Source organism: Streptomyces sp. NPDC007264 (genome assembly GCF_042869095.1).
In the GTDB taxonomy this organism is placed as follows: Bacteria; Actinomycetota; Actinomycetes; order Streptomycetales; family Streptomycetaceae; genus Streptomyces.
On the sequence record NZ_JBIAFD010000004.1, the window covers coordinates 207,664 to 228,630 of the forward strand.

Consider the following 20,967-nt stretch of genomic DNA (forward strand, 5'->3'; position numbering starts at 1 on the left):
GAGATTATGCAGATCGCCCGCACACAATCTCCCGGGAACCCCCGGAATCACCGCCTCCCCCCGGGACTCAACAGGCCATAACCGGTCACACCGATCAGGATGAGAGAGCAGAAGGAGCAGGATGGACGAGTGATCCCGGGCGTGCGGGCGAGGTGCCCGGGCCCCGGGTGCACCAGGGCCGTGCGGCCCGTGCACGGGAGGTCCCGATGACCGACGACACGCAGGGCGGGGCGGGGGCGGCCGGGGCACCGGCCGCGGGGGCGGCCGTCACGCGGCAGCACGCGGCGCCCGAGCGGGAAGAGGTGCACGGCGGTGTCCTCGTCTCCATCGGCGCCCTGCTGCTGGGCATGCTGCTCGCCGCCCTCGACCAGACGATCGTGTCGACCGCGCTGCCCACCATCGTCAGCGACCTCGGCGGCCTCGAACACCTGTCATGGGTGGTCACCGCCTACCTGCTCGCCTCCACCGTGGCCACCCCCCTGTGGGGCAAACTCGGCGACCAGTACGGCCGCAAGAGGCTGTTCCAGGCCGCCGTCGTACTCTTCCTGGTCGGCTCCGCACTGTGCGGCATGGCACGGAACATGCCGCAGCTCATCGCCTTCCGCGCCGTCCAGGGCCTCGGCGGCGGCGGGCTCATGGTGCTGTCGATGGCGATCGTCGGCGATATCGTCCCGCCGCGGGAGCGAGGCCGCTACCAGGGGCTCTTCGGGGCCGTCTTCGGCACGACCAGCGTGCTCGGGCCGCTGCTCGGCGGGCTGTTCACCGAGCACCTCAGCTGGCGCTGGGTGTTCTACGTCAACCTGCCCGTCGGCGTCGTCGCCCTCGCCGTGATCGCGGCCGTGCTGCGCATCCCGAGGAAGGCCGAGCGACACGTCATCGACTACCTCGGCACCGTCCTCATCGCCGCCGTCGCCACCTGCCTGGTGCTGGTCGCCTCTCTCGGCGGCACCACCTGGGACTGGGGATCGCCGCAGATCATCGGCCTCGTGGCCCTCGGCGCCGTTCTGCTGCTGGCCTTCGTGCCGGTCGAGCGCGCGGCGGCCGAGCCCGTCCTGCCGCTGAAGCTCTTCGGCATCCGCACGTTCACGCTCTCCGCCGTCATCAGCTTCATCGTCGGTTTCGCCATGTTCGGGGCGATGACCTATCTGCCGACCTTCCTCCAGGTCGTCCAGCGGGTGAGCCCGACCATGTCCGGCGTGCACATGCTGCCGATGGTGGCGGGCATGCTGCTGTCCTCGACCGCCTCGGGCCAGATCGTCAGCCGCACCGGCCGGTGGAAGGTCTTCCCGGTCACGGGCACCGCCGTCACCACGATCGGGCTGCTCCTGCTCCACCGGCTCGACGAGCACAGCAGCACCGTGGAGATGAGCGGCTACTTCTTCGTCTTCGGGCTGGGCCTCGGCCTCGTGATGCAGGTCCTGGTGCTGATCGTGCAGAACGCCGTGGCCTACGGGGACCTCGGCGTGGCCACCTCAGGCGCCACCTTCTTCCGCTCCATCGGCGCCTCGTTCGGCGTGGCCGTCTTCGGCGCGGTCTTCGCGAGCCGCCTCGGCGGCCGGCTCACGGAGGCGCTCGCCGGGCGGCCGCTCCCGGCGGGCGTCACCGCGGACACCCTGAAGGCCGACCCGCGCGGCCTCGCGGCCCTGCCCGCAGCCCTGCGGCCCGCCGTGCTGCACGCGTTCGCGTCGTCGATCACCGATGTCTTCCTCTACGCGGCCCCGGTCGCCCTCCTCGGCTTCGTGCTGGCCTGGTTCCTGCGCGAGGACAGGCTGCGCGGCTCGGTGACGGCGCCGGACGTGACGGAGACGCTGGCGAGCAACCCGGTGCAGCGTTCGTCGTACGAGGAGGTGTGCCGGGCACTGTCCGTCCTCGGCTCACGGGAGGGGCGGCACGAGATCTACCAGAAGATCACCCGCCGGGCCGGGTACGACCTGCTGCCCGCGGCGAGTTGGCTGCTGCTGCGGATGAAGAAGTACGGCTGGGCCGAGCCGGGCATGCTCGCCGAGCGCAGCGCGGTCCCGCTGGACGTCGTCCTCGCCGCCGAACGGCAGGTGGAGGAGCGGCACCTGGCCGTGCGTGAGGGGCTCGACCTCGTCCTCACCGAGGAGGGCCTCGAGGTCGCCGAGCGCCTGGCCGCCGCCCGCGAGGAATCCCTGGCCGAGCTGCTCGGGGACTGGTGGGGGCCGGACCGCCCGACCGATCTGATCAAGCTGGTCCAGGAACTGAACGCGGAGTTGTGCGGCTCGGACGCGGAACGCCCGCACGAGGGCGCGAACCCACGCTCACCCCGGCGCCCGGCCTAGCTAGGCCCTGTCGTTCGGATCAGGCCGACTGTGGGGCCCGGCGCCACCCCGCGACGCCGGGATGATCCAAACGACAGGGCCTAGGGTTGCCCCTGGGGCGCTACGACAGCTGTTTGCCGAACCAGTGTTCCGCGTACGGCTGGTCGTTGTGCGGGTCGGTCTCCGCATAGCCGAGGCGGGCGTACAGGGCGCGGGCCTCCACCAGGTCGTGGCGGGTGTCGAGCACCATCCGCCGCGCGCCGAGCGCCCGGGCCGCGTCCTCGGCGGCGGACACGAGGAGCGGGGCGCCGCCCTTGCCGCGCCACTCCCGGTGCACGAAGACCCGCTTGAGTTCTGCGGTGTCCTGGTCCGTCAGACGGACGCCCGCGGTGCCCGCCGGCTTGCCCTCGTACCGCGCCACCATGAGCACCCCGCACGGCGGGGCCAGAGAGGCGCCGGTGTCCGCGGCGATCTCGCGCTCCAGTTCCGCGGGGTCGGTGCGGCGCCCCTCGTGCAGGAGGTACCAGCGGTCGCTGACCTCCGTGTAGTACGCCCGCCAGAGGGCGGCGGCGACGGGGGAATCGTAGGGCTCCGGGGCAACGGTCCAGGTCATGGCGGACATTGTCGGAAGGGACCGGGCGGGGAACGCAACCGGATATCGGGGGCGCGGCTGTGCGAGGACGGGGGCGGGCGTCCTCACCCCTGTCGGCGTTCGTGCCAGTCCCGGACGATCTCCTCGACGTCGTACGGCTTCAGGCCCAGCGGCGGGCCGGGCGGCGGCTGGAACATCATGGCGCGGATCTTCGCGTTGAGGGTCTCGACCAGCCGGCGCACCACCTGCTCGGAGGGCGCCGCCGCGGCCGCCGCCAGGGTGTCCTCCGCCTCCTTGCGCAGCGCCAGTGTCGGCGGCAGCACCGCGATCCCTTCGCGGGCCATCTTCCGCTTGATCCACCACAGTTCGTCGTATTCCGTCTCCGCGAGGGCCGGTGACGGCTTGCCCGCGCCGGGGAGGTTCGAGAACTCCCCGCGCGCCTCGGCGTCGCGGATCTGCTGGTCGGCATAGGACTCGAAGCTGACGCCGGGTGGCTTGCGCTCGGTCATGGATCCATTGTGCCGGATGTCACCCGACGGGGTGATCGGGCGAATTATCATTCCGCAGGCGGTACACCGTACGGGCCGCCCGCGGACCACTTGACCGCCGCACTCAGGAGGAGCGCACGTGCTCGAACTCACCATGGCCTCGGTGTCCGGGGAGGACGCCGGGGCGACGGCCGGGATGCTGATGGCCGACGCCCCCAGCGACCCGGGCTCTGTGCTGCGGGTGGGCAGGGACAAGTCCGTGTGCCGGCTGGCCACTCCGGACGACTGGCTGTTCGTCTCGCGCGTCCACCTCGAGTTCCAGTGCGGGCCCGACGGGGGCTGGCAGGTCACCTGGCTGCGCGGCTCGCACGCCGAGCCCTCCTCCGAGGTACTGCTGACCCTGGCCGGCCTCGCCGCCCAGCCCCTGCCGTACGGCGGCACCGCCAAGCTCCCGCGCGGCGGCTCGGGCGAGCTGATCATCCAGGACCGCACGGCCCCCCGCAGCGTCAACGTGGGCTTCTTCCACGAGGTGTAGCGGGGCCCGGCGGGTCAGTCCAGGACGCGCGCCAGGGCGAACCCGTCGTGCCCCTTGGTGCCCACCGTCTGGACCGCCGTGCCGCTCAGCCGCGGGTGCGTGGCGATCAGTTCGAGCGCGGCCCGGGTGCCCCGCACGCTGGGGTCCTCGCTGCCGGCGTCGGTGACCCGGCCGCCGCGCACCACGTTGTCGAGCACGATCAGGCTGCCGGGGCGGGTGAGCTTCAGGGCCCATTCCACGTAGCGCGCGTTGTTGGCCTTGTCCGCGTCGATGAAGACCAGGTCGAACGGCTCCTGCCGCTCCTCGGCGAGCTTCGGCAGCGACTCCAGCGCGGGGCCGACGCGCACCTCGGTGATCCCCTCCAGGCCCGCCCGCGCGAGGTTGCGGCGGGCGACCTCCGCGTGCCCGGCGTCGTACTCGAGCGTGATCAGCCGGCCGTCCTCGGGCAGGGCGCGGCCCAGCCAGATCGTGCTGTAGCCGCCGAGCGTGCCGATCTCCAGGACGCGGCGCGCGCCCTGGAGCCGGGCGAGGAGCTGGAGCAGCTTGCCCTGGTTCGGCGCGACGCTGATGGCCGGGAGTCCGGCCGCGTCGCTGTCCCGCAGGGCCGCGGTGAGCACCTCGTCGGTGGGGCAGAGCAGCGAGGTGAAGTAGGCGTCGACGTCGTCCCAGAGCTGTTGTGCCGTGCTCATGCATCATGCCTTTCCGGCGTGTCCGGACAGAGAGCAGTTAGAGAGGCTAAGTAGGGCCGCTAACGAATATAGCCGGGGTGAGGCACCGCGGGCGCGGAGATCACCCGATCGAGGGGCGTCAGCCGATCGGGCGAGGTGATGGCGACCCTCGCGCGCCGCGCGGGCGCCCGGCGTGCAGGGCAGGGGCGGCGGAGGCGCCACCCCGTGCCACCCCTGCCACCCCGTGCCGCCCTGTGCCGCCCCGCGCCACCCCGCGCCACCCCGTGCCGCCCGTGTGACGCCGCAGCGCGGCCGTCAGGGCCCCGGCGGCCGGCACCGCGGCACCCGGCGCCGTCGGCTGTCGGGCCGCGGTGAGTGCGGCCGGTGGGCCGGACCCGGCGCCGGTGCGACGGTCGGAACGCGCCCCCGTGAGCACCCGTGGTGGTCGCGACGGTCGCCCGCGTCTCGCGCCGAGGGTCCCGCCGAACTCATAAGGTTCGGACAACTGATGACATAGGGGACGCACGGGGCGGGAGGGTCGACGGGGCGTGGCGAAGGTGGAACACGGCGGGCGGACGGGCAGTGTCTTGGCAGCGGGGGCCACGGGTACGGCGACATCGAGGCTGGCTGCGGTCCGCCTCGGCATGTGGCTGCTCGCCGCACTCCTCGCGGCCCGGCAGGTCGCCGCCGTCCTGCGCACCCCCAGGGGCGACCGCCTCACCGATCCGGAGACCTGGGTCGGAGCCGGCGGCGTGCTGCACCTCAACGGCTCGCTGTACGACTCGACCCGTTTCACCGGTACCCCTTTCGGGGGACTGGTCCTCACCCCGCTCGTCCGATCGGCCGAGCAGGCCCTCGGCTGGGCCTGGACCTTCGGCACGCTCCTGCTGGTCGTGGCGCTGGGCCTGGTCGCCGCGCGGGCCCTGCCGCAGCCCGTGAGCCGGCGGACCTCGCTGCTCGCCGCTCCCGTGGCGATCAGCCTGCTGATGCTGTCGCTCCCGGTGCGCGACACCATCCACTTGGGACAGACCAGCATCATCCCGGTCCTGCTGGTCCTGCTCGGCTGTCTCGTGGCGCGCGGGGAGCGCCGGAGCGGCGTACTGATCGGGGTGGGAGCGGCGCTGCAGCCGACCCTGCTGCTGTTCGCGCCGCTGCCGTGGTTCACCGGCCGCCGCCGGGCCGCCGCCTCCACCGCCGTCACCTTCGCGCTGTGCACGGCCCTCGCCTGGGCGGCGATGCCGCACGACTCGTACACCTACTGGGCGCACCATCCGGTGGGCGTGGGCCTCGGCGGCAAGGCGGACGACCACGCCAACCAGTCCCTGCACGGCGCGCTGCTGCGGCTGGGTCTCACCGGACCGCTGGAGATCGGCCTCTTCCTGGTGCTGGGTGCGGCCGTCGCCGCCGTGGGCCTGCGCCGTGCCGTGCGGTACGCGCGCGACGGCCAACCGCTGCTGGCCGTGGCCGTGACCGGCTGTGTGGCGGTGGCCGTGTCGCCGACGACCTGGCAGCACCAGCTGCTGTGGGTGCTGCCTGCGGTGGTCGGGAGGGTGGGCGGCCGCACCTCCGACCGGTACGTGTGGCCGCTGGCCGTGGTCCTGGTGATGACGCTGCCGGCGAAGACCCTGATCCCGAACACGGCGGCGCTGCACCCGCTGCGCGACAACGTCATCCTGCTGGCGGCGCTGGCCGCCGCCTGCGCCGTGCCGTTCCTGGAGCGCGCGTCCCCCGCCTACCGGTCGCCGCGGCCCGCCGTGTACGCCCCGCCCGTGCCGGCCCGGCCCTCCCGGGTGCCGTCGGCGCGGCTGTGGCGGCGTGTGCTCAGCCGCCCCAACCTGCTGTTCGAGCTGCTGCTGATCCGGCTCTGCTACGCCGCCTACTCCTGGGTGCGGCTGACCGCGACCGGCAGCCGGGCCACCGCGGAGGCGCACGGGCACGAGATCCACGCGATCGAGAAGGCCCTGTCCATCGACGTCGAGCACTGGGCCAACCGGACGGTGGTGACGGTGCCGCGGCTGGAGCACTTCCTCGGCTTCTACTACGAGTCGTTCCACTTCGTGGTCCCGCTGGCCGTCCTCGGTGTGCTCTACGCCCGTCGGCCGGCGGACTACCGGTGGGCGCGCACCTCGCTCGGCTTCGCCACGCTGCTCGGTCTCCTCGGCTTCTGGCTCTACCCGCTCGCCCCGCCGCGGCTGATGCCGGGATTCGGCTTCATCGACACCGTGCACGGCGTGCAGGATTTCGCGCGGCCCGACTACGGGGTGATGACGGCGGTCACCAACCAGTACGCCGCCATGCCGTCCCTGCACTTCGGCTGGTCCCTGTGGTGCGGCGTCGTGATCGCGGCGCTGGCCCCCCGACGGCGGGTGAAGGCGCTGGGCCTGCTCCATCCGCTGTGCACGGTCTCCGCGATCGTGGCCACCGCCAACCACTGGGTGCTGGACGCGGCGGGCGGCGCGGCCGTGGTGGGCGCGGGCTTCGCGCTCACACGGCTGCTGTCGGGGCCGCGGGCGGTGCTCGCGCCCTGCCGGGAGAGCGAGCACGGGCCCGTCGCCGGACGGCCGCGGGGCGACGGGTGTGCGAGGGCTCCGGGGCTTCCCGGGCAGTGGCACCGCCCCGACACCTCCCGCCCGACGGGCGGACTGTCGGCACAGCCCGGACCGACGTGCGCGAGGGGGACCACCTCGGCCTCTCGGGAGGACATCATCGGCCCGAACGGCAGCACATGAGCGCGTCCGGACGCGCGGCGGCAGTGGGGTGTCCTGCCGGCGCACACCCGGAGCCGACCGTCTGGTTGCCCGCGGACGCTGCCTGTCGGCCGGTCGCCGCCGTCCGGTCGCCGTCCGGTCGTCGTCCGGTCGCCGCGCGCCGTCATGGCCGGGGGAGGCAGGGGCGGGGCGCAGGGGGTGCCCCTGCCCCCCCCCGGGACGGGCCGACGGCGCCGGGATGCCGGCGGCCCGAGCGTGTCAGCCGGCCGTCACCCGCAGTTCCTTGACACCGTTGATCCAGGCGGAGCGCAGACGGCGCGGGTCGCCGGCCGGCCTGAGGTCCGGCATCGTGTCGGCGATGGCGTTGAAGATGAGGTCGATCTCCAGCACCGCCAGGGACTTGCCGAGGCAGTAGTGCGGGCCTCCGCCGCCGAAGCCGAGGTGCGGGTTGGGGTCGCGGGTGATGTCGAACCGGCCCGGGTCGTCGAAGACCTCGGGGTCGTGGTTGGCGGAGGAGTAGAACAGGCCGACCCGGTCGCCCTTCCTGATCTGCCGGCCGCCCAGCTCGGTGTCCTGGGTGGCCGTGCGCTGGAAGGACACCACCGGGGTGGCCCAGCGGACGATCTCCTCGGCCGTGGTCGAGGGACGCTCCCGCTTGTAGAGGTCCCACTGGTCGGGGTGGGTGAGGAAGGCGTGCATGCCGTGCGTGATCGCGTTGCGGGTGGTCTCGTTGCCGGCGACGGCCAGCATCAGCACGAAGAACCCGAACTCGTCGGAGGTGAGGTTGCCCTCGTCCTCCGCGGCCACCAGGGTGGTGACGATGTCCTTGGCCGGGCACTGCTTGCGGTCGGCGGCCATGTTCATCGCGTAGGCGATGATCTCGATGGCCGACTCGGCCCCGACCTCCTCCGTGATGGCGTACTCGGGGTCGTCGTAGGCGACCATCTTGTTGGACCAGTCGAAGATCTTCGTCCGGTCCTCCTGCGGGACCCCGATCAGCTCGGCGATGGCCTGGAGGGGGAGTTCGCAGGCGACCTCGGTGACGAAGTCGAAGGGTCCCCGGTGGGCGAGGGCGCCCCGCGCGATGGCGTACGCGCGGGCGCGCAGCCTCTCCTCCAGGGCCCGGATGGAGCGCGGGGTGAAGCCGCGCTGCACGATCTGGCGCACCCGGGTGTGCTCGGGCGGGTCCATGTTCAGCATGATCAGGCGCTGGGCGTCGATCGCGTCGCGCTCGATGTGCTCGTTGAAGCGGATGATCGCGGTGTTGAGGTACGAGGAGAAGATCTCCGGGTGCGTGGAGACGTACTTGACGTCCGCGTGCCGGGTGACGGCCCAGTACCCCTCGTCCTGGAAGCCGGCGAGGCCGGCTCGCTGGGGTATCCAGTGCACGGGTTCGACCCGGCGCAGCTCGGCGAACTCCGGGAGGGGGACGCGGTGGTGCAGCACATCGGGGTCGGTGAAGTCGAACCCGTCGGGCAGCGCGGGACAGGGCATCGGCGACTCCCACCATTCTGACGGACCATCAGGAAGTTTCCGTGAAGGTAGTAACGGGTTCTACAAGTCGCAAGGGGTGCGACGTCCCGAATTGCGTGGGGGATTCGTGCAGATCACGACTTCCGAGGCTGCAAGACCCTTGCGGTTGCGGACGCAGTGTCAGCAGACTGCACGCATAACTAGAACGCGTACTAGTTCTGCGTGGCGGGTGGGCCGGGACGCCCGCGCCGCGCGGGTGACCGAGGAGAGGACGAGCCCCCCATGGCCGCGGAACCCGTGATCGTCGAAGCCGTACGCACTCCCATCGGCAAGCGCGGTGGCGCGCTCGCCAATCTGCATCCCGCCTATCTGCTGGGCGAGACCTACCGTGAACTGCTCGGCCGCACCGGCATCCATGCCGACTGCGTCGAACAGATCGTCGGCGGCACGGTGACGCATGCCGGCGAACAGTCCATGAATCCGGCGCGCACGGCCTGGCTGGCCATGGGACTGCCGTACGAGACCGCGGCGACGACCGTGGACTGCCAGTGCGGCTCCTCGCAGCAGGCGTCCCACATGGTGGCCAACATGGTCGCGGCGGGCGTCATCGACATCGGGATCAGCTGCGGCGTCGAGGCCATGTCGCGGGTGCCGCTCGGCTCGGGGTCCAAGCACGGGCCGGGCAAGCCGTTCCCGGACGAGTGGAACGTGGACCTGCCGAACCAGTTCGAGGCGGCGGAGCGGATCGCCCGGCGCCGGGGTCTGACCCGCGAGAACGTGGACTCCCTCGGGCTCGTCTCGCAGGAGCGGGCGGCGATCGCCTGGTCGGAGGAGCGCTTCAAGCGCGAGACGTTCGCGGTGCAGGTGCCGACGACCGAGGAGGAGCAGCGGGCCGGACAGGGCATGTGGCGGCTCGTGGACCGGGACGAGGGGCTGCGGGACACCTCGATGGAGGGTCTTGCCGCACTCAAGTCGATCATGCCGACGGCCGTGCACACGGCGGGCAACTCCTCCCAGATATCCGACGGCGCGGCGGCGGTCATGTGGGCGTCGAAGCGGATGGCGCGGGCGCTGAAGCTGCGCCCGCGGGCACGGATCGTCGCGCAGGCGCTGGTCGGCGCCGACCCGCACTTCCACCTGGACGGGCCGGTCGACGCGACCCGCGCGGTGCTCGGGAAGGCGGGCATGACGCTGAAGGACATCGACCTCGTCGAGATCAACGAGGCGTTCGCGTCGGTGGTGCTGAGCTGGGCGCAGGTCTTCGAACAGGACCTGGAGAAGGTGAACGTCAACGGCGGCGCGATCGCGCTCGGACACCCGGTCGGAGCGACGGGCGCCCGGCTCATCACGACGGCGCTGCACGAACTGGAGCGCACCGGCAAGGAGTTCGCCCTGATCACGATGTGCGCGGGCGGCGCCCTGGCCACCGGCACGATCATCCAGCGCCTCTAGTGCCCCGGCAGGCAACGTTCGCCCGCCAAGGAGCGGCGTCCGGTGCGTGCTCTCGGTGTGCCGGGTGCAAGTCCTCGTACTGGATGTACGTGGGCTTGTGCCCGGTGCGGCGAGAGTGCGTGCCGGACGCCGCGACGGGGCGAACGTTGCCTGTTGGGGCACTAGCCACCCCACCCCTTCCGGAGGTGGAGCGCCCGAAGGCGGCGGTCCGGGGGGACCGCCGCCTTCGGGGCTGTTCCGGGGTGTGGGCCCGATCAGTACCAGTGGTGGGTCTGCCAGAAGTTCCACGCCTTGGCGGGGCTGCCGTAGCGGGAGTTCATGTAGTCCAGGCCCCACTTGATCTGGGTGGCCGGGTTGTGCTTCCAGTCGGAGCCGGCGGACGCCATCTTCGAGCCGGGCAGCGCCTGGACCAGGCCGTAGGCGCCGGACGACGAGTTGGTGGCGTGGACGTTCCAGCCGCTCTCGTGAGAGACGATCTTGTTGAATGCCTCGTACTGCGCGGCGTCCGGGATCATCTTGTGCGCGATCGCCTGTGCAGAGGAAGCCGAGGTGGTGGCGGCCTGAGCGGGGGCCGAGGTGAGGACCATGCCGGTCGTGGCGGCGGCGATGGCGGCGGCGGCAATGGCCTTCTTCGGGGAGGCGATGCGACGGATGAAGGAGACGGACACGGGGCACCTTTTCGGTCGGGGACGGGGGTGTCGCGGCATGCCGGAACCACGCGAAGGTGGTGGGGGCTTGCCTGGGCGTCGGGCCCGGTGGGCTTGTCGGCGCCTGTCGACGAGATCCAGAGAAGCAGCTGAACGAAACGTCCGCAATGACCCCTTTTACTAGTGGTGGCCGCATTCGCGGTGAGCGCCGCTCGTGTGACGTGGCTCTCATTGCCCAGGTCAGAGGGCAGATTGACGCGGACATGTCATGAACTTGGATCTACGACCCCACCTCGTAGGTGACCCCCGTCACGTGGGGCTCCTCACGGTTTCGGTCACGGATCGCCGTCGAAGCACTGCGCACCGCAGCGAAGCGGTGTGACCCCGGTCGCAGGCGGGCCGGTCACGGTGTGACCCAGGTCTCGGCCCGGCTGTGGCCGGGGTCACGCCATGGACGGGTACGGATGTGACCGGCGCCGCACGCGCGGGAGTTGGGCGGTGGCCGGGGTCACAGGCGGGAGGCGGACAGGTGACCGACGGCACGCGCTACCGCGGTTCGAAGGTGACCGGGCTCTCGAAGGCCGCACGCCGGGTCGCCCGGCGCAGCGCCTTGAGCACGGCGGGGCCGAGGGAGCACGTCAGCACGACCGTGACCACGGCACGGCCCAGGTCCCAGCCCAGCGACGTGGCCGTGCAGTACGCGAGGAAGCGGGCGAGGTTGGCGGCGAGCCCGGCGTGCGGGTCGTAGGCGATGCCCGAGGCGAGCGCGCCCATGAAGGGCCAGCCCGCCAGGTTCATCACCGTGCCGTACACGAACGCGGCCCCGAACCCGTAGCCGGCGAGCATGACCAGCTCGCCCCGCCCCCGCAGCCGGTCGGCACCCGGCAGCAGCCCCGCGCCCAGCGTGAACCAGCCCATGGCCAGCATCTGGAACGGCAGCCACGGACCGACCCCGCCCGTCAGCAGCGCCGACGCGAACATCGTCACGGCGCCGAGCACGAAGCCGAACCCCGGCCCGAGCACCCGCCCGCTCAGCACCATCAGGAAGAACATCGGCTCGATGCCGGCGGTCCCGGCGCCGATCGGCCGCAGGGCCGCGCCCGTCGCGGCCAGCACGCCGAGCATGGCCACGGCCTTCGCGCCGAGTCCCGACTCGGAGATCGTCGCCGCCACGACCGCGACGAGCAGCAGGAGCAGCCCCGCGAACAACCAGGGAGCGTCCTGGGTGTGCGTCCCGAGCTGTGAGGAGGGATCGGCGAACAGCGGCCAGAGGAAACCCGCGGCCCCGACCGCGCTCACCAGGGCCAGGGCGGCGAGGGAACGGGGACCGAGACGGACGGCACGGGCCTGGGCGACGGTGCCCGGACGCGGCCGGGAGCGCTCGGACGGCGGGGCGGCGGGGCGGGGGCGGCGGGACGTCATGACGACAGCGCCTGACGGACCTGGGCCACCGTGAGCCACCGCTGCGGCGCCAGCACCTTCGTCACCTGCGGCGCGAAGGCGGGCGAGCCGACGACCACCTCGGCGGTGGCACCGTCGGCGACGACCTCGCCGTCCGCCAGGATCACCACACGGTGGGCGAGCTCGGCGGCCAGCTCCACGTCGTGGGTGGCCAGCACGATGGCGTGCCCCTCGGCGGCCAGCCCGCGCAGCACGGCCACGAGGCGGGCCTTCGCCGCGTAGTCCAGCCCTCGCGTCGGCTCGTCCAGGAGCAGCAGCGGGGGCCGGGCGGTGAGGACGACGGCGAGCGCGAGGGCCAGCCGCTGCCCCTCCGACAGGTCCCGGGGATGCGCGTCGTCCGCCACGCCCGGCAGCAGCTCGGCCACCAGCGCCCGGCAGCTGCCGGGGGCGGCGGCCGCGTCCTGGTCCGCAGCCGCGCATTCGGCGGCCACCGTGTCCGCGTACAGCAGGTCCCTCGGCTCCTGCGGTACGAGGCCCACGCGCCGCACCAGGTCGCGGGGTGCGGTGCCGTGCGGCGCCGCCCCGCCGACGCGGACGGACCCGCGGGCCGGTTCGACGAGCCCGACGAGTGCGGCGAGCAGCGTGGACTTCCCGGCGCCGTTGCGCCCCATCAGCGCCACGGTCTCGCCCGGCGCGACGGCGAGGTCGACGTGGCGCAGGGCCTCGACGCGGCCGCGGCGGACGGCGAGGGCCGTCACGACCGCGGGAGGACAGGGCGTCGAGGGAGCCGGGGCGGCGCTGCGCCGGCGCAGGAACCGACGGCGGACGGGAGCCCCGGCGCTGCACGAACGCCCGCCCTCGTCCGGCCGGGATCCCGGGTCGCCGGCGGGCGCGGGGCCCGCGGGCGCGGGGGCCGCGGGGGTCGGCTCCTGCGGGTCCGCGGGTGTGGTGTCCGTGGGGCGCGGCTGTCGTCGGTCGTCGGGTGTGGTGCGCGCGGAGCCCGGTTGCTGCGGGTTCGCGGGTGTGGCGTCCGTGGGGCCCGGTTGCCGCCGGTCGTCGGGTGTGGGGCCCGCGGAGCCCGGTTGCTGGGCGTCCGCGGGTGTGGTGTCCGGGGGGCCCGGCTGCCGCCCGCCGGCGGGCGCGGGGCCCGCGGGGGTCGGCTCCTGCGGGTTCGCGGGTGTTTGGTTCGCGGGTCGTGGCCGCTGCGGGTCCGCTGGTGTGGGGTTCGCGAGCCGTTCGCGCAGGGACTGCGCGCGGCGGCGGGCGTCGCGGACGGTCAGGGGCAGCGGCGACCAGCCAGCCAGTCGGCCCAGGTCCACCACCGGCGGGTACACCGGGGAGACGGCCATCACCTCCGCCGGGGTGCCGAGGACGGGACGGGCGCCGGGGGCCGGCAGCAGAACGACCCGGTCGGCGTACTGGACGACCCGTTCCAGCCGGTGCTCGGCCAGCAGGACCGTCGTGCCGAGGTCGTGGACGAGCCGTTGCAGCACGGCCAGGACCTCCTCGGCCGCCGCCGGGTCCAGCGCGGACGTGGGCTCGTCCAGGACGAGGACCTTCGGGTGCGGAGTGAGCACCGAGCCGATCGCGACGCGTTGCTGCTGCCCACCGGACAGATCGGCGATCGGCCGGTCCCGCAGGGCGGCCAGCCCGAGCAGGTCCAGGGTCTCCTCGACCCGCCGCCGCATGACGTCCGGGGCGAGCCCCAGCGACTCCATGCCGTAGGCGAGTTCGTCCTCCACCGTGTCGGTCACGAAGTGCGACAGCGGGTCCTGCCCCACCGTGCCCACCACGTCCGCCAGTTCCCGCGGCTTGTGGGTACGGGTGTCGCGCCCGGCCACCGTGACCCGGCCGCGCAGGGTACCGCCCGTGAAGTGCGGGACCAGCCCGCTCACCGCCCCGAGCACCGTCGACTTGCCGACCCCGGAGGGTCCGACGAGCAGCACCAGTTCGCCTTCCGGGACCGTGAGGTCGACGCCCTGGACCGCGGGTTCGGCCGACCCCTCGTACCGCACGGAGACGTTCTCGAAGCGGATCACGCGGGCTCCTCGGGGGCAGGGGTGACGAACGCGGGCAGCAGACCGAGCAGCACCGCCGCGGCGGGGAGCAGGGGAAGCGCCGGGGCGGTGAGGGGAATGACACCGGGATGCAGGGCGGCCGGGTCGGTGGCCGCGGACACCGCCAGCAGCGCCGCCGCCGCGCCACCCGACCCGGCGACCAGCCACGCCCGTGCGTCCCACACGTCCGGCCGGTAGCGCGTGCGCGGCGACCGGCGGCCCCCGAGCCGCAGCCCGGCGAGCGCGGCGATCAGCCCGGCGAGCAGGACGGGCAGGCCGTAGCCGCCCCCTTCCGCGGTGAGCAGCCCGTACGTGCCCGCGCACACCCCGAGCAGGCCGCCCAGCGTGAGCGCGGTGGTGGTGCGGCGGACACCGGGCGGGACGTCGGCGGTGCGGCCGTAGCCGCGTGCGTCCATCGCGGCGGCGAGCGCGACCGAACGCTCCAACGCGCCCTCCAGCACCGGCAGTCCGACCTGCAGCAGCCCGCGCAGCCCCCGGTCGGGACGGCCGCGCAGCCGGCGGGCCGCACGCAGGCGCCGTACGTCGGCGACGAGATGCGGGGCGAAGGTGAGCGCGACGACGACCGCGACCCCCGCCTCGTACAGGGCGCCCGGAAGGGACTTCAGCAGCCGGGCCGGGTTGGCGAGGGCGTTCGCGGCGCCGACGCAGACGAGCAGGGTCGCGAGCCTGAGACCGTCGTACAGGGCGAAGACGAGGGCCTCGGCGGTGACCCGGCCGCCGATGCGGATGCCCTGCGCCCAGTGCGGCAGGGGGACTTCGGGGAGGGTGAGGACGGTGTGGGTGCCCGGCAGGGGCGAGCCGAGGACCACGGCGAACAGGAGGCGGACGGCCAGGACGGCGAGACCGAGCCGGGCGAAGGCCGCGTAGGAGCGGGACCAGGGGGCGGCGGTGCGGCGCGCCGCGACGACGTAGGCGGACACGGCGACGAGGAGGCCCAGCAGGAGGGGGTTGGTGGTGCGGGTGGCGGCCGTGGCGAGACCGAGCGCCCACAGCCACCAGGCGCCCGCGTGCAGCGTCGGCCGGGCGCGGCGGGGACGGGATGCCATCGTCAGCTCCGGCGGCGGCGGGCCTGCCATATCGCGGCCGCGGCCAGGGCGGCCACGGCGGCGGCGCCCACGAGGACCCCCACGGACGGGCCGTGGCGCGGCGTGCCCGGATCCGTCCGCGGGGACGCCGTCCCCCGCGGCGCCGTCGACCGGGGCGCCGTGTCCCGTACCTGCTCGCCGCACCCCCGGGCCGGGTATCCGGCGATCGCGCACAGCAGGGCGTTGGTGTCGTAGCGGAGCGGCTCGGCCACCGCCGCCAGCGCGTCCGCCGTCGTCGCGTCCTCGGGGACGCGGGCGCAGACCGTGCGCGGGGCCGGCGGGGCCTCGTCCGAAGGGGCGTCCGCCGCGGTGCCGAAGTCGATGACCAGCGCCACCCGCTTGTGGCCGTCCCGCGCGGGCGTCGCCGCGCAGACGGCGGCGAAGTCCGCCCTCCCGCGCGGCTTCTCGGCGTCCTGGGAGTCCTGGCTGACGGCGAACCGGAAGCCCTGGACGTCCCCGTCGGCGGGGCGCGCGGTCGACGGGCCCTGGGTGGCGTACGTCCACGCCTGCCCCTGCCGCTCCCAGAAGGACCAGTACCGGTAGCCGACGGCGTGCGCCGGGCCCCCGGCCAGCAGTACCAGCAGGGCCACGACCGCGGCGGTCGCACCGCGGCGGATCACGGCTGCCGCCGCTTCCTGGTGCGGCCGGACAACAGGAAGCCGACGCCGATGCCGGCGACGAGGCCGACGCCGACGATCCACCAGACGGCGGGCCCCGAGTCCGAGCCGGACCGGGCGTTCCTGCCGGTGCCGTCGCTCCGCTCGGCCGCCTGCGGGGCAGGACCCGTCCCGTTGAGCGCGGTGACCAGGTCCGTGCCGCCGAAGCGGTGGGGGTCGGCGCCCATCGCGTGCGCGGCGAGGATCAGCTGGGCGTACGCGGCCGGTCCGCTCTGCCGCGCCCACTGCGCGGAGTTCTTCTCGAGCCAGGCGTAGGGCTTCTGCGCGGCCTCGGTCCGGCCCTGCGCGGCGAGCGCGACCACCGCGTCCGCCGTGTTGCCGTAGTCGGGCTGGTCACCGGCGCCGGGCAGTGCGGAGGTGAGGTGGCCGGTCGCGGCCGTGGCCCCGGCCAGGTAGGCGGCGCCGTTGGCCGCCACCTCGCGCGAGGTGAGCGGCTTGCCGGAGCCGGCGCAGCCGGACTCCTGCCGCGGTGCCTTCCCGGCCGACGCCACGAATCCCTTGCCGAGGGCGGCCAGCACACCGGCCGCCGTCGCGTCCGCGTTGGGCGCCAGCTTCCCGTGCTTGTCCGGCTGGTAGGCGAGCGCGCCCCCGCCGTGTCCGCCGCACGGTACGGACCACGACGCGAGCAGCTGCTGCGGTGTCGTGCCGTCGCCGCCGTCCGCGTGGACCTGTGCGGGATTCGCGCCCGCGGCCGCGAGCGCACCGATCACGACGGACGTGGAGTTGGCGTCGCTGGCGCCGCCCGGCGTGTATCCCCAGCCGCCGTCCTTGTTCTGCACGGACTTCAGCCAGGCGACGGCCTTGCCGGTCGCCGCGTCGTGTCCGCCGAGCGCGGTGAGGGCCTGGACGGCGGCGGCCGTGCTGTTGGTGTCGACCATGAGCTTGGCGTCGCAGGGCGTGCCCGGGTTCGCGCGGAACGCCGCGAACGCCCCGTTCGCGCACTGCTGTCCGGCCAGCCAGTCCACGGCCCGGGCGGCGGGCCGCACACCCGTCGTGTGCTGTGCGAGCAGGGCGAGGGACTGGCGCCAGACGCCGTCGTACGTCGGGTCGGTGCTGCCGTACAGACCCGACGGGATCACCGGTGACGGCGACGGCGACGGACCGGTGGCGGCGGCGGGCGCGGCGGCGCCGATCACTGCGGTGGCGGCCAGGGCCACGGCGCTGCGGCGGACGTTCATGATCGGCGGGTGCCTCTCCCTGCGGGGAGCCGGGCAGCACGGGACACCCCGGGCGGCTCGGCTCCGTAGACCTCGACGGTGCCGTGCACCGGCGGCTGCCGGTGTGCGTGAGCCAGTCACGATCCCGTGCGAGGTGTTCCGGCTCACCGCCGAAGCGGCTCACGGTTGCGGGTCAGCGCCGGATTCGCACCGGCTTCCCCTCGTACGGGTAGTGAGACGACCCGCTCACTCTAGCGGCCGGTACGGACGACCCCCAGACCGCCCGTCCCCCATGGCGGGACGGGCGTCGGACAGGGGCCGGGCGTGCGGCGGATCCGGGCGGCCGGGCCCGGGTGCTCCCTCAGCCGGTGTGCAGGATCCGGAAGCGACCGGGGCTTGCCGGATCCCGGTCGACGACCTGGACCGGCGCCCAGGCCCATTGCCGCACGCCGACGCCCGGCACCCGGGAGAACCGGATCGGCCCGCGGGTGCCCTCGACGGCGACGCGCGGCCAGGATGCGGCGATGCGCGCCCGGTCCGTGCCGTGGGAACGCAGCACGTCGGCGAGGACGGTGACCGTGTCGTAGCCCTCGAAGGCGACGAAGGAGGGCCCTTCGCCCAGCCGCTCGCGAAGGGTCGTCCCGACTCGCGCACCGAGGGGGGTGAGGCGCTCCGGCAGGTAGCGCAAGAACGGGATCGCCGAGCCGTCCTCGCCCAGCGAGGCCGCCCATCGGGCGAACTCCGGCTGCCCGGCCGGAGCGCCGATCATGATCTCGGCGAGGCGGTGGTCGCCGCGGACGGACCTGACGATCGGCACGGCCGGCTCCGGGTGGCCGACCAGAAGGAGGAGGGCCGTCGCGCGACGGTCGACGAGCGCGTCGCGGACGGCCGCGGGGGCGAGCGCGGCCGCGTCGAGTTCGACGACGGTGCCGCCGTGCGGGGCAAGACACTCCCGCAGAATGCGGGTCCCCGACGCCCAGTAGACGCTCGGCTGAGTCACCACGGCGATGCGGCTGTGGCCCGCCTCGAGGAGGAAGTCCGCGTAGATCCGCCAGCCGTGGGACTGCGCCGGGCAGAGGCGCGCGACCCACTCCGTCGGCTGTTCGGTGAGCGCGTCGAGCACCGCCGACGAGCAGAGGAACGGCAGGCCGAGGGCGTCGGCCCTGGCGGCGGCGGCGCGAGCGACGACGCTGTGGTACTCCCCGGCCAGGGCGGCCACGCCCAGGCGGGCCAGTTCGTCCACCGCTGCCGCGGCCCGCTGCGGATCGGCCGCGGTGTCCCGGACCACCAGCTCCAGCGGTCTTCCGGCGATCCCCCCGGCGCCGTTGACGTCGCGAACGGCCAGCTCGAGTCCGGCAAGCAGGTGCCGGCCCGCCTCGACCCAGCCGGGCCGGGTCAGCGGAACGAGAGCGCCGATCTGCACGGACGGCCCGTCAGCCCGCTCCGCTCCGGATGACGACGGTGAGGTGTTCATACGTGGGCGTCTCCCGCGTGACGATGGGGTGGCAGGTCCGCGTCGCCGAGGGGCGGGCCCGGGGGCACGTGTCCGTCCCGTCCCGCCGTGGCGGGCGGCGCCTGCGTGAGCATGCAGGACATTGCATCCACCGCCGTCCCCGACGGGCAAGCGTTCAGCCGTCCTTGCCCATCGCGCACGGTCACCGCCCCGGATGGAGCAGCGTCGTCCCGCACCTCGCGCGCTGTTCGGACAGGATGGGAGTGGCCTTCCGTTTCCGTCACGCAGTGCGGTCCGCAGGAGTCGCGCCATGAGAGCACATCGGGTCAACGCCGTCACAGCCTCCGCAGCAGCCCTCGCCCTGGGTGTCGCGGCCTGGGCATGGGCCGGCGCGGGAAGCGGCGCGGAGCCGCAGCCGAGCGGCGGCACGGTCACCGAGCCGCTGCGCGCCGAGCATCGCGAGCTGGTCCCGTCGATCGAAGCGCTCGCCGCGGCGGCCGAGGCGGTCGGCACCGCCTCGCCGGACGAGCAGCGCAAGCGGGCCGACTCCTCGTACGCGTTCCTCACGACACGGCTGATCCCGCACGCCGTGGCCGAGGACCGGGTGCTGTACGCGACGGTGGACTCCCTCCTCGCCGGCAGGGGGAAGACGCGCGCGACGGACACCATGCGTCGCGACCACGCCCAGGTCGGCACCCTGACCGCCGAACTCGGCAGGCTCCGCGGCCGGCTGGACCGGGCCGCCCCGGGCCCGGACGTCCGCGAGGACCTGCGCCGCGTTCTGTACTCCCTCCATGCGATCGTCGCGCTGCACTTCGCGAAGGAGGAAGAGGTCTATCTGCCCCTCCTCGACCGCGAACTCCCGCCCGAGCGGGCCCGGGAGATGTTCCAGCGGATGGAAGCGGCCGAGAAGCAGGCGCGCGGCGGCGGCAAGGCCCCGCACTGACCCCTGGCCGCTGGCCCCTGGCCCCTGACCGCGGGAGCGCCACCGCCGCGGCCCCGGTGGCGTGGGCGGCTGGGACCGCGGCTGGGACCGCGGCTGGGACCGTCCCCGGCAGGTGTCGCGCGCCGGTCAAACCGCCACGTACGTCAGGGGATCGCTGCCCGCCACCGCCTCCGCCCGCCCCAGCTTGACCAGCCGGCGCAGATGGGCCTCGGCCTCGGAGACCGCGATGTTCCGCGAGCCGTACGGGATGCGGTCCCAGGGGCGGTTCCACTCCATGCGCTCGGCGACCTGCCAGGGGGTGAGCGGGGTGGTCAGCAGGGCCAGGAGGCCGGTCAGCCGGTCCTCGTGGTGCGCCAGCAGCTCGTTCACGCGGGCCGGCGCGTCGGTGAACGGGTGCTGGTGGGCCGGGAGCACCTCCGCGGGCCGGAGGCGGCCGATGCGTTCCAGGGAGTCGAGGTAGTCGCCCAGAGGATCGGTCACCGTGGTGTCGTCCGGGTCCTCGTACAGGCCGATGTGCGGGGTGATCTCCGGGAGCAGGTGGTCGCCGGAGAACAGGCGGCCGTGGCCCGGGAGCCCGGCGGGATGGTCCTCCTCCAGGTGCAGGCAGACATGACCGGGCGTGTGCCCGGGGGTCCAGACCGCGCGCAGGCGGCGGCCGGGCAGGTCGAGGAGTTCGCCGGGGACGATCTCGCGGTCGGGCAGCGCGGGGGCGAGGCCCGGCAGGCTCGCGCGGCCACGGGCGGCGCGCAGCGGGGCGAGGTGTTCCTCGGGGGCGCCGGCCGTGGCGAGTTTGTCGGCCATGTACGCGAACCAGCGCTCGGGCCGGTTCTCCCGGGTGCGCCGCACCACGGAGATGTCGGCGGCGTGCATGGCGATCCATGCCCCGGACGCCTCGCGGACGGCGCCGGACAGGCCGTGGTGGTCGGGGTGGTGGTGGGTGACGACGACCCCGTGGATCTCCGCGGGTGAGGTGCCGCACTCCGCCAGCCCCTCGCTGAGGGCGTCCCAGGAGCCCGGATCGTCCCAGCCGGTGTCGACCAGCACCGGACCCCGGTCGGTGTCGACGACGTACACCAGGGTGTGCCCGAGGGGGTTGTCCGGAATGGGAACCCTGAGGGACCGCACGCCCCCGCCGTGATCGGCCGTCTGTGCCATGGGCTCCCCAATCGCCGTGTTCCGGTCAACTATAACTAGAACACGTTCCGAAGGTAGCCCCGGTCGACCTTCAACTGGCGCACTCCGCCTCCGTCCCGCCCGTGGACTGTGCCGACTGGAACTGGTATCAGTTTCGGTATCTGATGGATCGTCAGAGAAGTCCCGGGAGG

The 20,967-nt window shown here is 73.9% G+C and carries 17 protein-coding genes and 1 riboswitch; of the genes, 5 read left to right on the forward strand and 12 right to left on the reverse strand.

The features are described 5' to 3' along the window. The first annotated feature begins 206 nt into the window (after positions 1 to 206). Positions 207 to 2,303, forward strand: coding sequence for an MDR family MFS transporter (locus ACFYMU_RS08125; RefSeq protein ID WP_388369631.1), 2,097 nt, complete (start codon positions 207 to 209; stop codon positions 2,301 to 2,303). Between the two features lie 100 nt (positions 2,304 to 2,403). Here ACFYMU_RS08125 and ACFYMU_RS08130 read toward each other — a convergent pair whose 3' ends face one another. Together ACFYMU_RS08130 and ACFYMU_RS08135 are read right to left on the reverse strand one after the other, a co-directional pair. After that, positions 2,404 to 2,895 (reverse strand): GNAT family N-acetyltransferase, encoded by a 492-nt coding sequence (locus ACFYMU_RS08130; protein ID WP_388369634.1) that lies wholly within the window; start codon positions 2,893 to 2,895, stop codon positions 2,404 to 2,406. A gap of 83 nt (positions 2,896 to 2,978) precedes the next feature. Then, complete coding sequence (locus ACFYMU_RS08135) at positions 2,979 to 3,383, reverse strand: DUF1992 domain-containing protein (RefSeq protein WP_388369637.1); 405 nt, start codon at positions 3,381 to 3,383, stop codon at positions 2,979 to 2,981. A gap of 118 nt (positions 3,384 to 3,501) precedes the next feature. Between ACFYMU_RS08135 and ACFYMU_RS08140 the strand changes: the two genes are divergently transcribed. Continuing rightward, on the forward strand, positions 3,502 to 3,897 hold the full coding sequence (locus ACFYMU_RS08140) for a hypothetical protein (protein WP_388369640.1): 396 nt from the start codon (positions 3,502 to 3,504) through the stop codon (positions 3,895 to 3,897). Positions 3,898 to 3,911: 14 nt separating this feature from the next. Here the strand turns inward: ACFYMU_RS08140 and ACFYMU_RS08145 are convergent, their stop codons facing one another. Further along, positions 3,912 to 4,586 carry an O-methyltransferase gene (locus ACFYMU_RS08145; RefSeq protein WP_388369643.1) on the reverse strand — a complete coding sequence of 225 codons (675 nt, stop codon included), beginning with the start codon at positions 4,584 to 4,586 and terminating at the stop codon, positions 3,912 to 3,914. A gap of 527 nt (positions 4,587 to 5,113) precedes the next feature. Here ACFYMU_RS08145 and ACFYMU_RS08150 point away from each other — a divergent pair. Beyond that, entirely contained in the window at positions 5,114 to 7,294 is a 2,181-nt protein-coding gene (locus ACFYMU_RS08150) for a bifunctional glycosyltransferase 87/phosphatase PAP2 family protein (protein WP_388369645.1), read from the forward strand. A gap of 237 nt (positions 7,295 to 7,531) precedes the next feature. On the opposite strand, the gene ACFYMU_RS08155 is transcribed toward ACFYMU_RS08150, so the two are convergent. Further along, entirely contained in the window at positions 7,532 to 8,767 is a 1,236-nt protein-coding gene (locus tag ACFYMU_RS08155; RefSeq protein ID WP_388369648.1) for a cytochrome P450, read from the reverse strand. 261 nt (positions 8,768 to 9,028) lie between these two features. Between ACFYMU_RS08155 and ACFYMU_RS08160 the strand changes: the two genes are divergently transcribed. After that, the gene (locus ACFYMU_RS08160; RefSeq protein WP_388369651.1) at positions 9,029 to 10,198 is read left to right on the forward strand and encodes a steroid 3-ketoacyl-CoA thiolase; all 1,170 of its coding nucleotides are present in this window, start codon (positions 9,029 to 9,031) and stop codon (positions 10,196 to 10,198) included. A gap of 254 nt (positions 10,199 to 10,452) precedes the next feature. Here the strand turns inward: ACFYMU_RS08160 and ACFYMU_RS08165 are convergent, their stop codons facing one another. The 7 genes from ACFYMU_RS08165 to ACFYMU_RS08195 form a co-directional block, all read right to left on the reverse strand. Then, positions 10,453 to 10,866: a transglycosylase SLT domain-containing protein gene (locus ACFYMU_RS08165; protein WP_388369654.1), complete on the reverse strand. Its 414-nt coding sequence runs from the start codon at positions 10,864 to 10,866 to the stop codon at positions 10,453 to 10,455. A gap of 525 nt (positions 10,867 to 11,391) precedes the next feature. After that, the gene (locus tag ACFYMU_RS08170) at positions 11,392 to 12,267 is read right to left on the reverse strand and encodes an ECF transporter S component (protein ID WP_388369657.1); all 876 of its coding nucleotides are present in this window, start codon (positions 12,265 to 12,267) and stop codon (positions 11,392 to 11,394) included. Then, the gene (locus ACFYMU_RS08175) at positions 12,264 to 14,285 is read right to left on the reverse strand and encodes an ATP-binding cassette domain-containing protein (protein WP_388369659.1); all 2,022 of its coding nucleotides are present in this window, start codon (positions 14,283 to 14,285) and stop codon (positions 12,264 to 12,266) included. Before ACFYMU_RS08175 ends, ACFYMU_RS08170 begins: the two co-directional genes overlap by 4 nt. Beyond that, positions 14,282 to 15,370, reverse strand: coding sequence for a CbiQ family ECF transporter T component (locus ACFYMU_RS08180; protein WP_388369662.1), 1,089 nt, complete (start codon positions 15,368 to 15,370; stop codon positions 14,282 to 14,284). The genes ACFYMU_RS08175 and ACFYMU_RS08180 overlap by 4 nt, the downstream gene beginning before the upstream one ends. A 2-nt stretch (positions 15,371 to 15,372) precedes the next feature. Then, positions 15,373 to 16,029: an SCO2322 family protein gene (locus ACFYMU_RS08185; protein WP_388369664.1), complete on the reverse strand. Its 657-nt coding sequence runs from the start codon at positions 16,027 to 16,029 to the stop codon at positions 15,373 to 15,375. Beyond that, the gene (locus ACFYMU_RS08190) at positions 16,026 to 17,264 is read right to left on the reverse strand and encodes a prenyltransferase/squalene oxidase repeat-containing protein (protein WP_388369667.1); all 1,239 of its coding nucleotides are present in this window, start codon (positions 17,262 to 17,264) and stop codon (positions 16,026 to 16,028) included. Before ACFYMU_RS08190 ends, ACFYMU_RS08185 begins: the two co-directional genes overlap by 4 nt. Positions 17,265 to 17,374: 110 nt before the next feature. Continuing rightward, a riboswitch (cobalamin riboswitch) is annotated at positions 17,375 to 17,509 on the reverse strand. A 95-nt stretch (positions 17,510 to 17,604) separates the two neighbouring features. Next, positions 17,605 to 18,717: an ABC transporter substrate-binding protein gene (locus tag ACFYMU_RS08195; protein ID WP_388369670.1), complete on the reverse strand. Its 1,113-nt coding sequence runs from the start codon at positions 18,715 to 18,717 to the stop codon at positions 17,605 to 17,607. 289 nt (positions 18,718 to 19,006) lie between these two features. On the opposite strand from ACFYMU_RS08195, the gene ACFYMU_RS08200 reads away from it, so the two are divergent. Then, entirely contained in the window at positions 19,007 to 19,642 is a 636-nt protein-coding gene (locus ACFYMU_RS08200) for a hemerythrin domain-containing protein (RefSeq protein WP_388369673.1), read from the forward strand. Positions 19,643 to 19,768: 126 nt separating this feature from the next. Here the strand turns inward: ACFYMU_RS08200 and ACFYMU_RS08205 are convergent, their stop codons facing one another. Further along, positions 19,769 to 20,797 (reverse strand): MBL fold metallo-hydrolase, encoded by a 1,029-nt coding sequence (locus ACFYMU_RS08205; RefSeq protein ID WP_388369676.1) that lies wholly within the window; start codon positions 20,795 to 20,797, stop codon positions 19,769 to 19,771. Between the last annotated feature and the right edge of the window lie 170 nt (positions 20,798 to 20,967).

Coding starts and splice junctions, on each gene's coding strand:
- ACFYMU_RS08125 (WP_388369631.1), top strand. CDS start 207: ATGACCGACGACACGCAGGGCGGGGCGGGGGCGGCCGGGGCACCGGCC.
- ACFYMU_RS08130 (WP_388369634.1), bottom strand. CDS start 2,895: ATGACCTGGACCGTTGCCCCGGAGCCCTACGATTCCCCCGTCGCCGCC.
- ACFYMU_RS08135 (WP_388369637.1), bottom strand. CDS start 3,383: ATGACCGAGCGCAAGCCACCCGGCGTCAGCTTCGAGTCCTATGCCGAC.
- ACFYMU_RS08145 (WP_388369643.1), bottom strand. CDS start 4,586: ATGAGCACGGCACAACAGCTCTGGGACGACGTCGACGCCTACTTCACC.
- ACFYMU_RS08155 (WP_388369648.1), bottom strand. CDS start 8,767: ATGCCCTGTCCCGCGCTGCCCGACGGGTTCGACTTCACCGACCCCGAT.
- ACFYMU_RS08160 (WP_388369651.1), top strand. CDS start 9,029: ATGGCCGCGGAACCCGTGATCGTCGAAGCCGTACGCACTCCCATCGGC.
- ACFYMU_RS08170 (WP_388369657.1), bottom strand. CDS start 12,267: ATGACGTCCCGCCGCCCCCGCCCCGCCGCCCCGCCGTCCGAGCGCTCC.
- ACFYMU_RS08180 (WP_388369662.1), bottom strand. CDS start 15,370: ATGGCATCCCGTCCCCGCCGCGCCCGGCCGACGCTGCACGCGGGCGCC.
- ACFYMU_RS08190 (WP_388369667.1), bottom strand. CDS start 17,264: ATGAACGTCCGCCGCAGCGCCGTGGCCCTGGCCGCCACCGCAGTGATC.
- ACFYMU_RS08195 (WP_388369670.1), bottom strand. CDS start 18,717: ATGAACACCTCACCGTCGTCATCCGGAGCGGAGCGGGCTGACGGGCCG.
- ACFYMU_RS08200 (WP_388369673.1), top strand. CDS start 19,007: ATGAGAGCACATCGGGTCAACGCCGTCACAGCCTCCGCAGCAGCCCTC.
- ACFYMU_RS08205 (WP_388369676.1), bottom strand. CDS start 20,797: ATGGCACAGACGGCCGATCACGGCGGGGGCGTGCGGTCCCTCAGGGTT.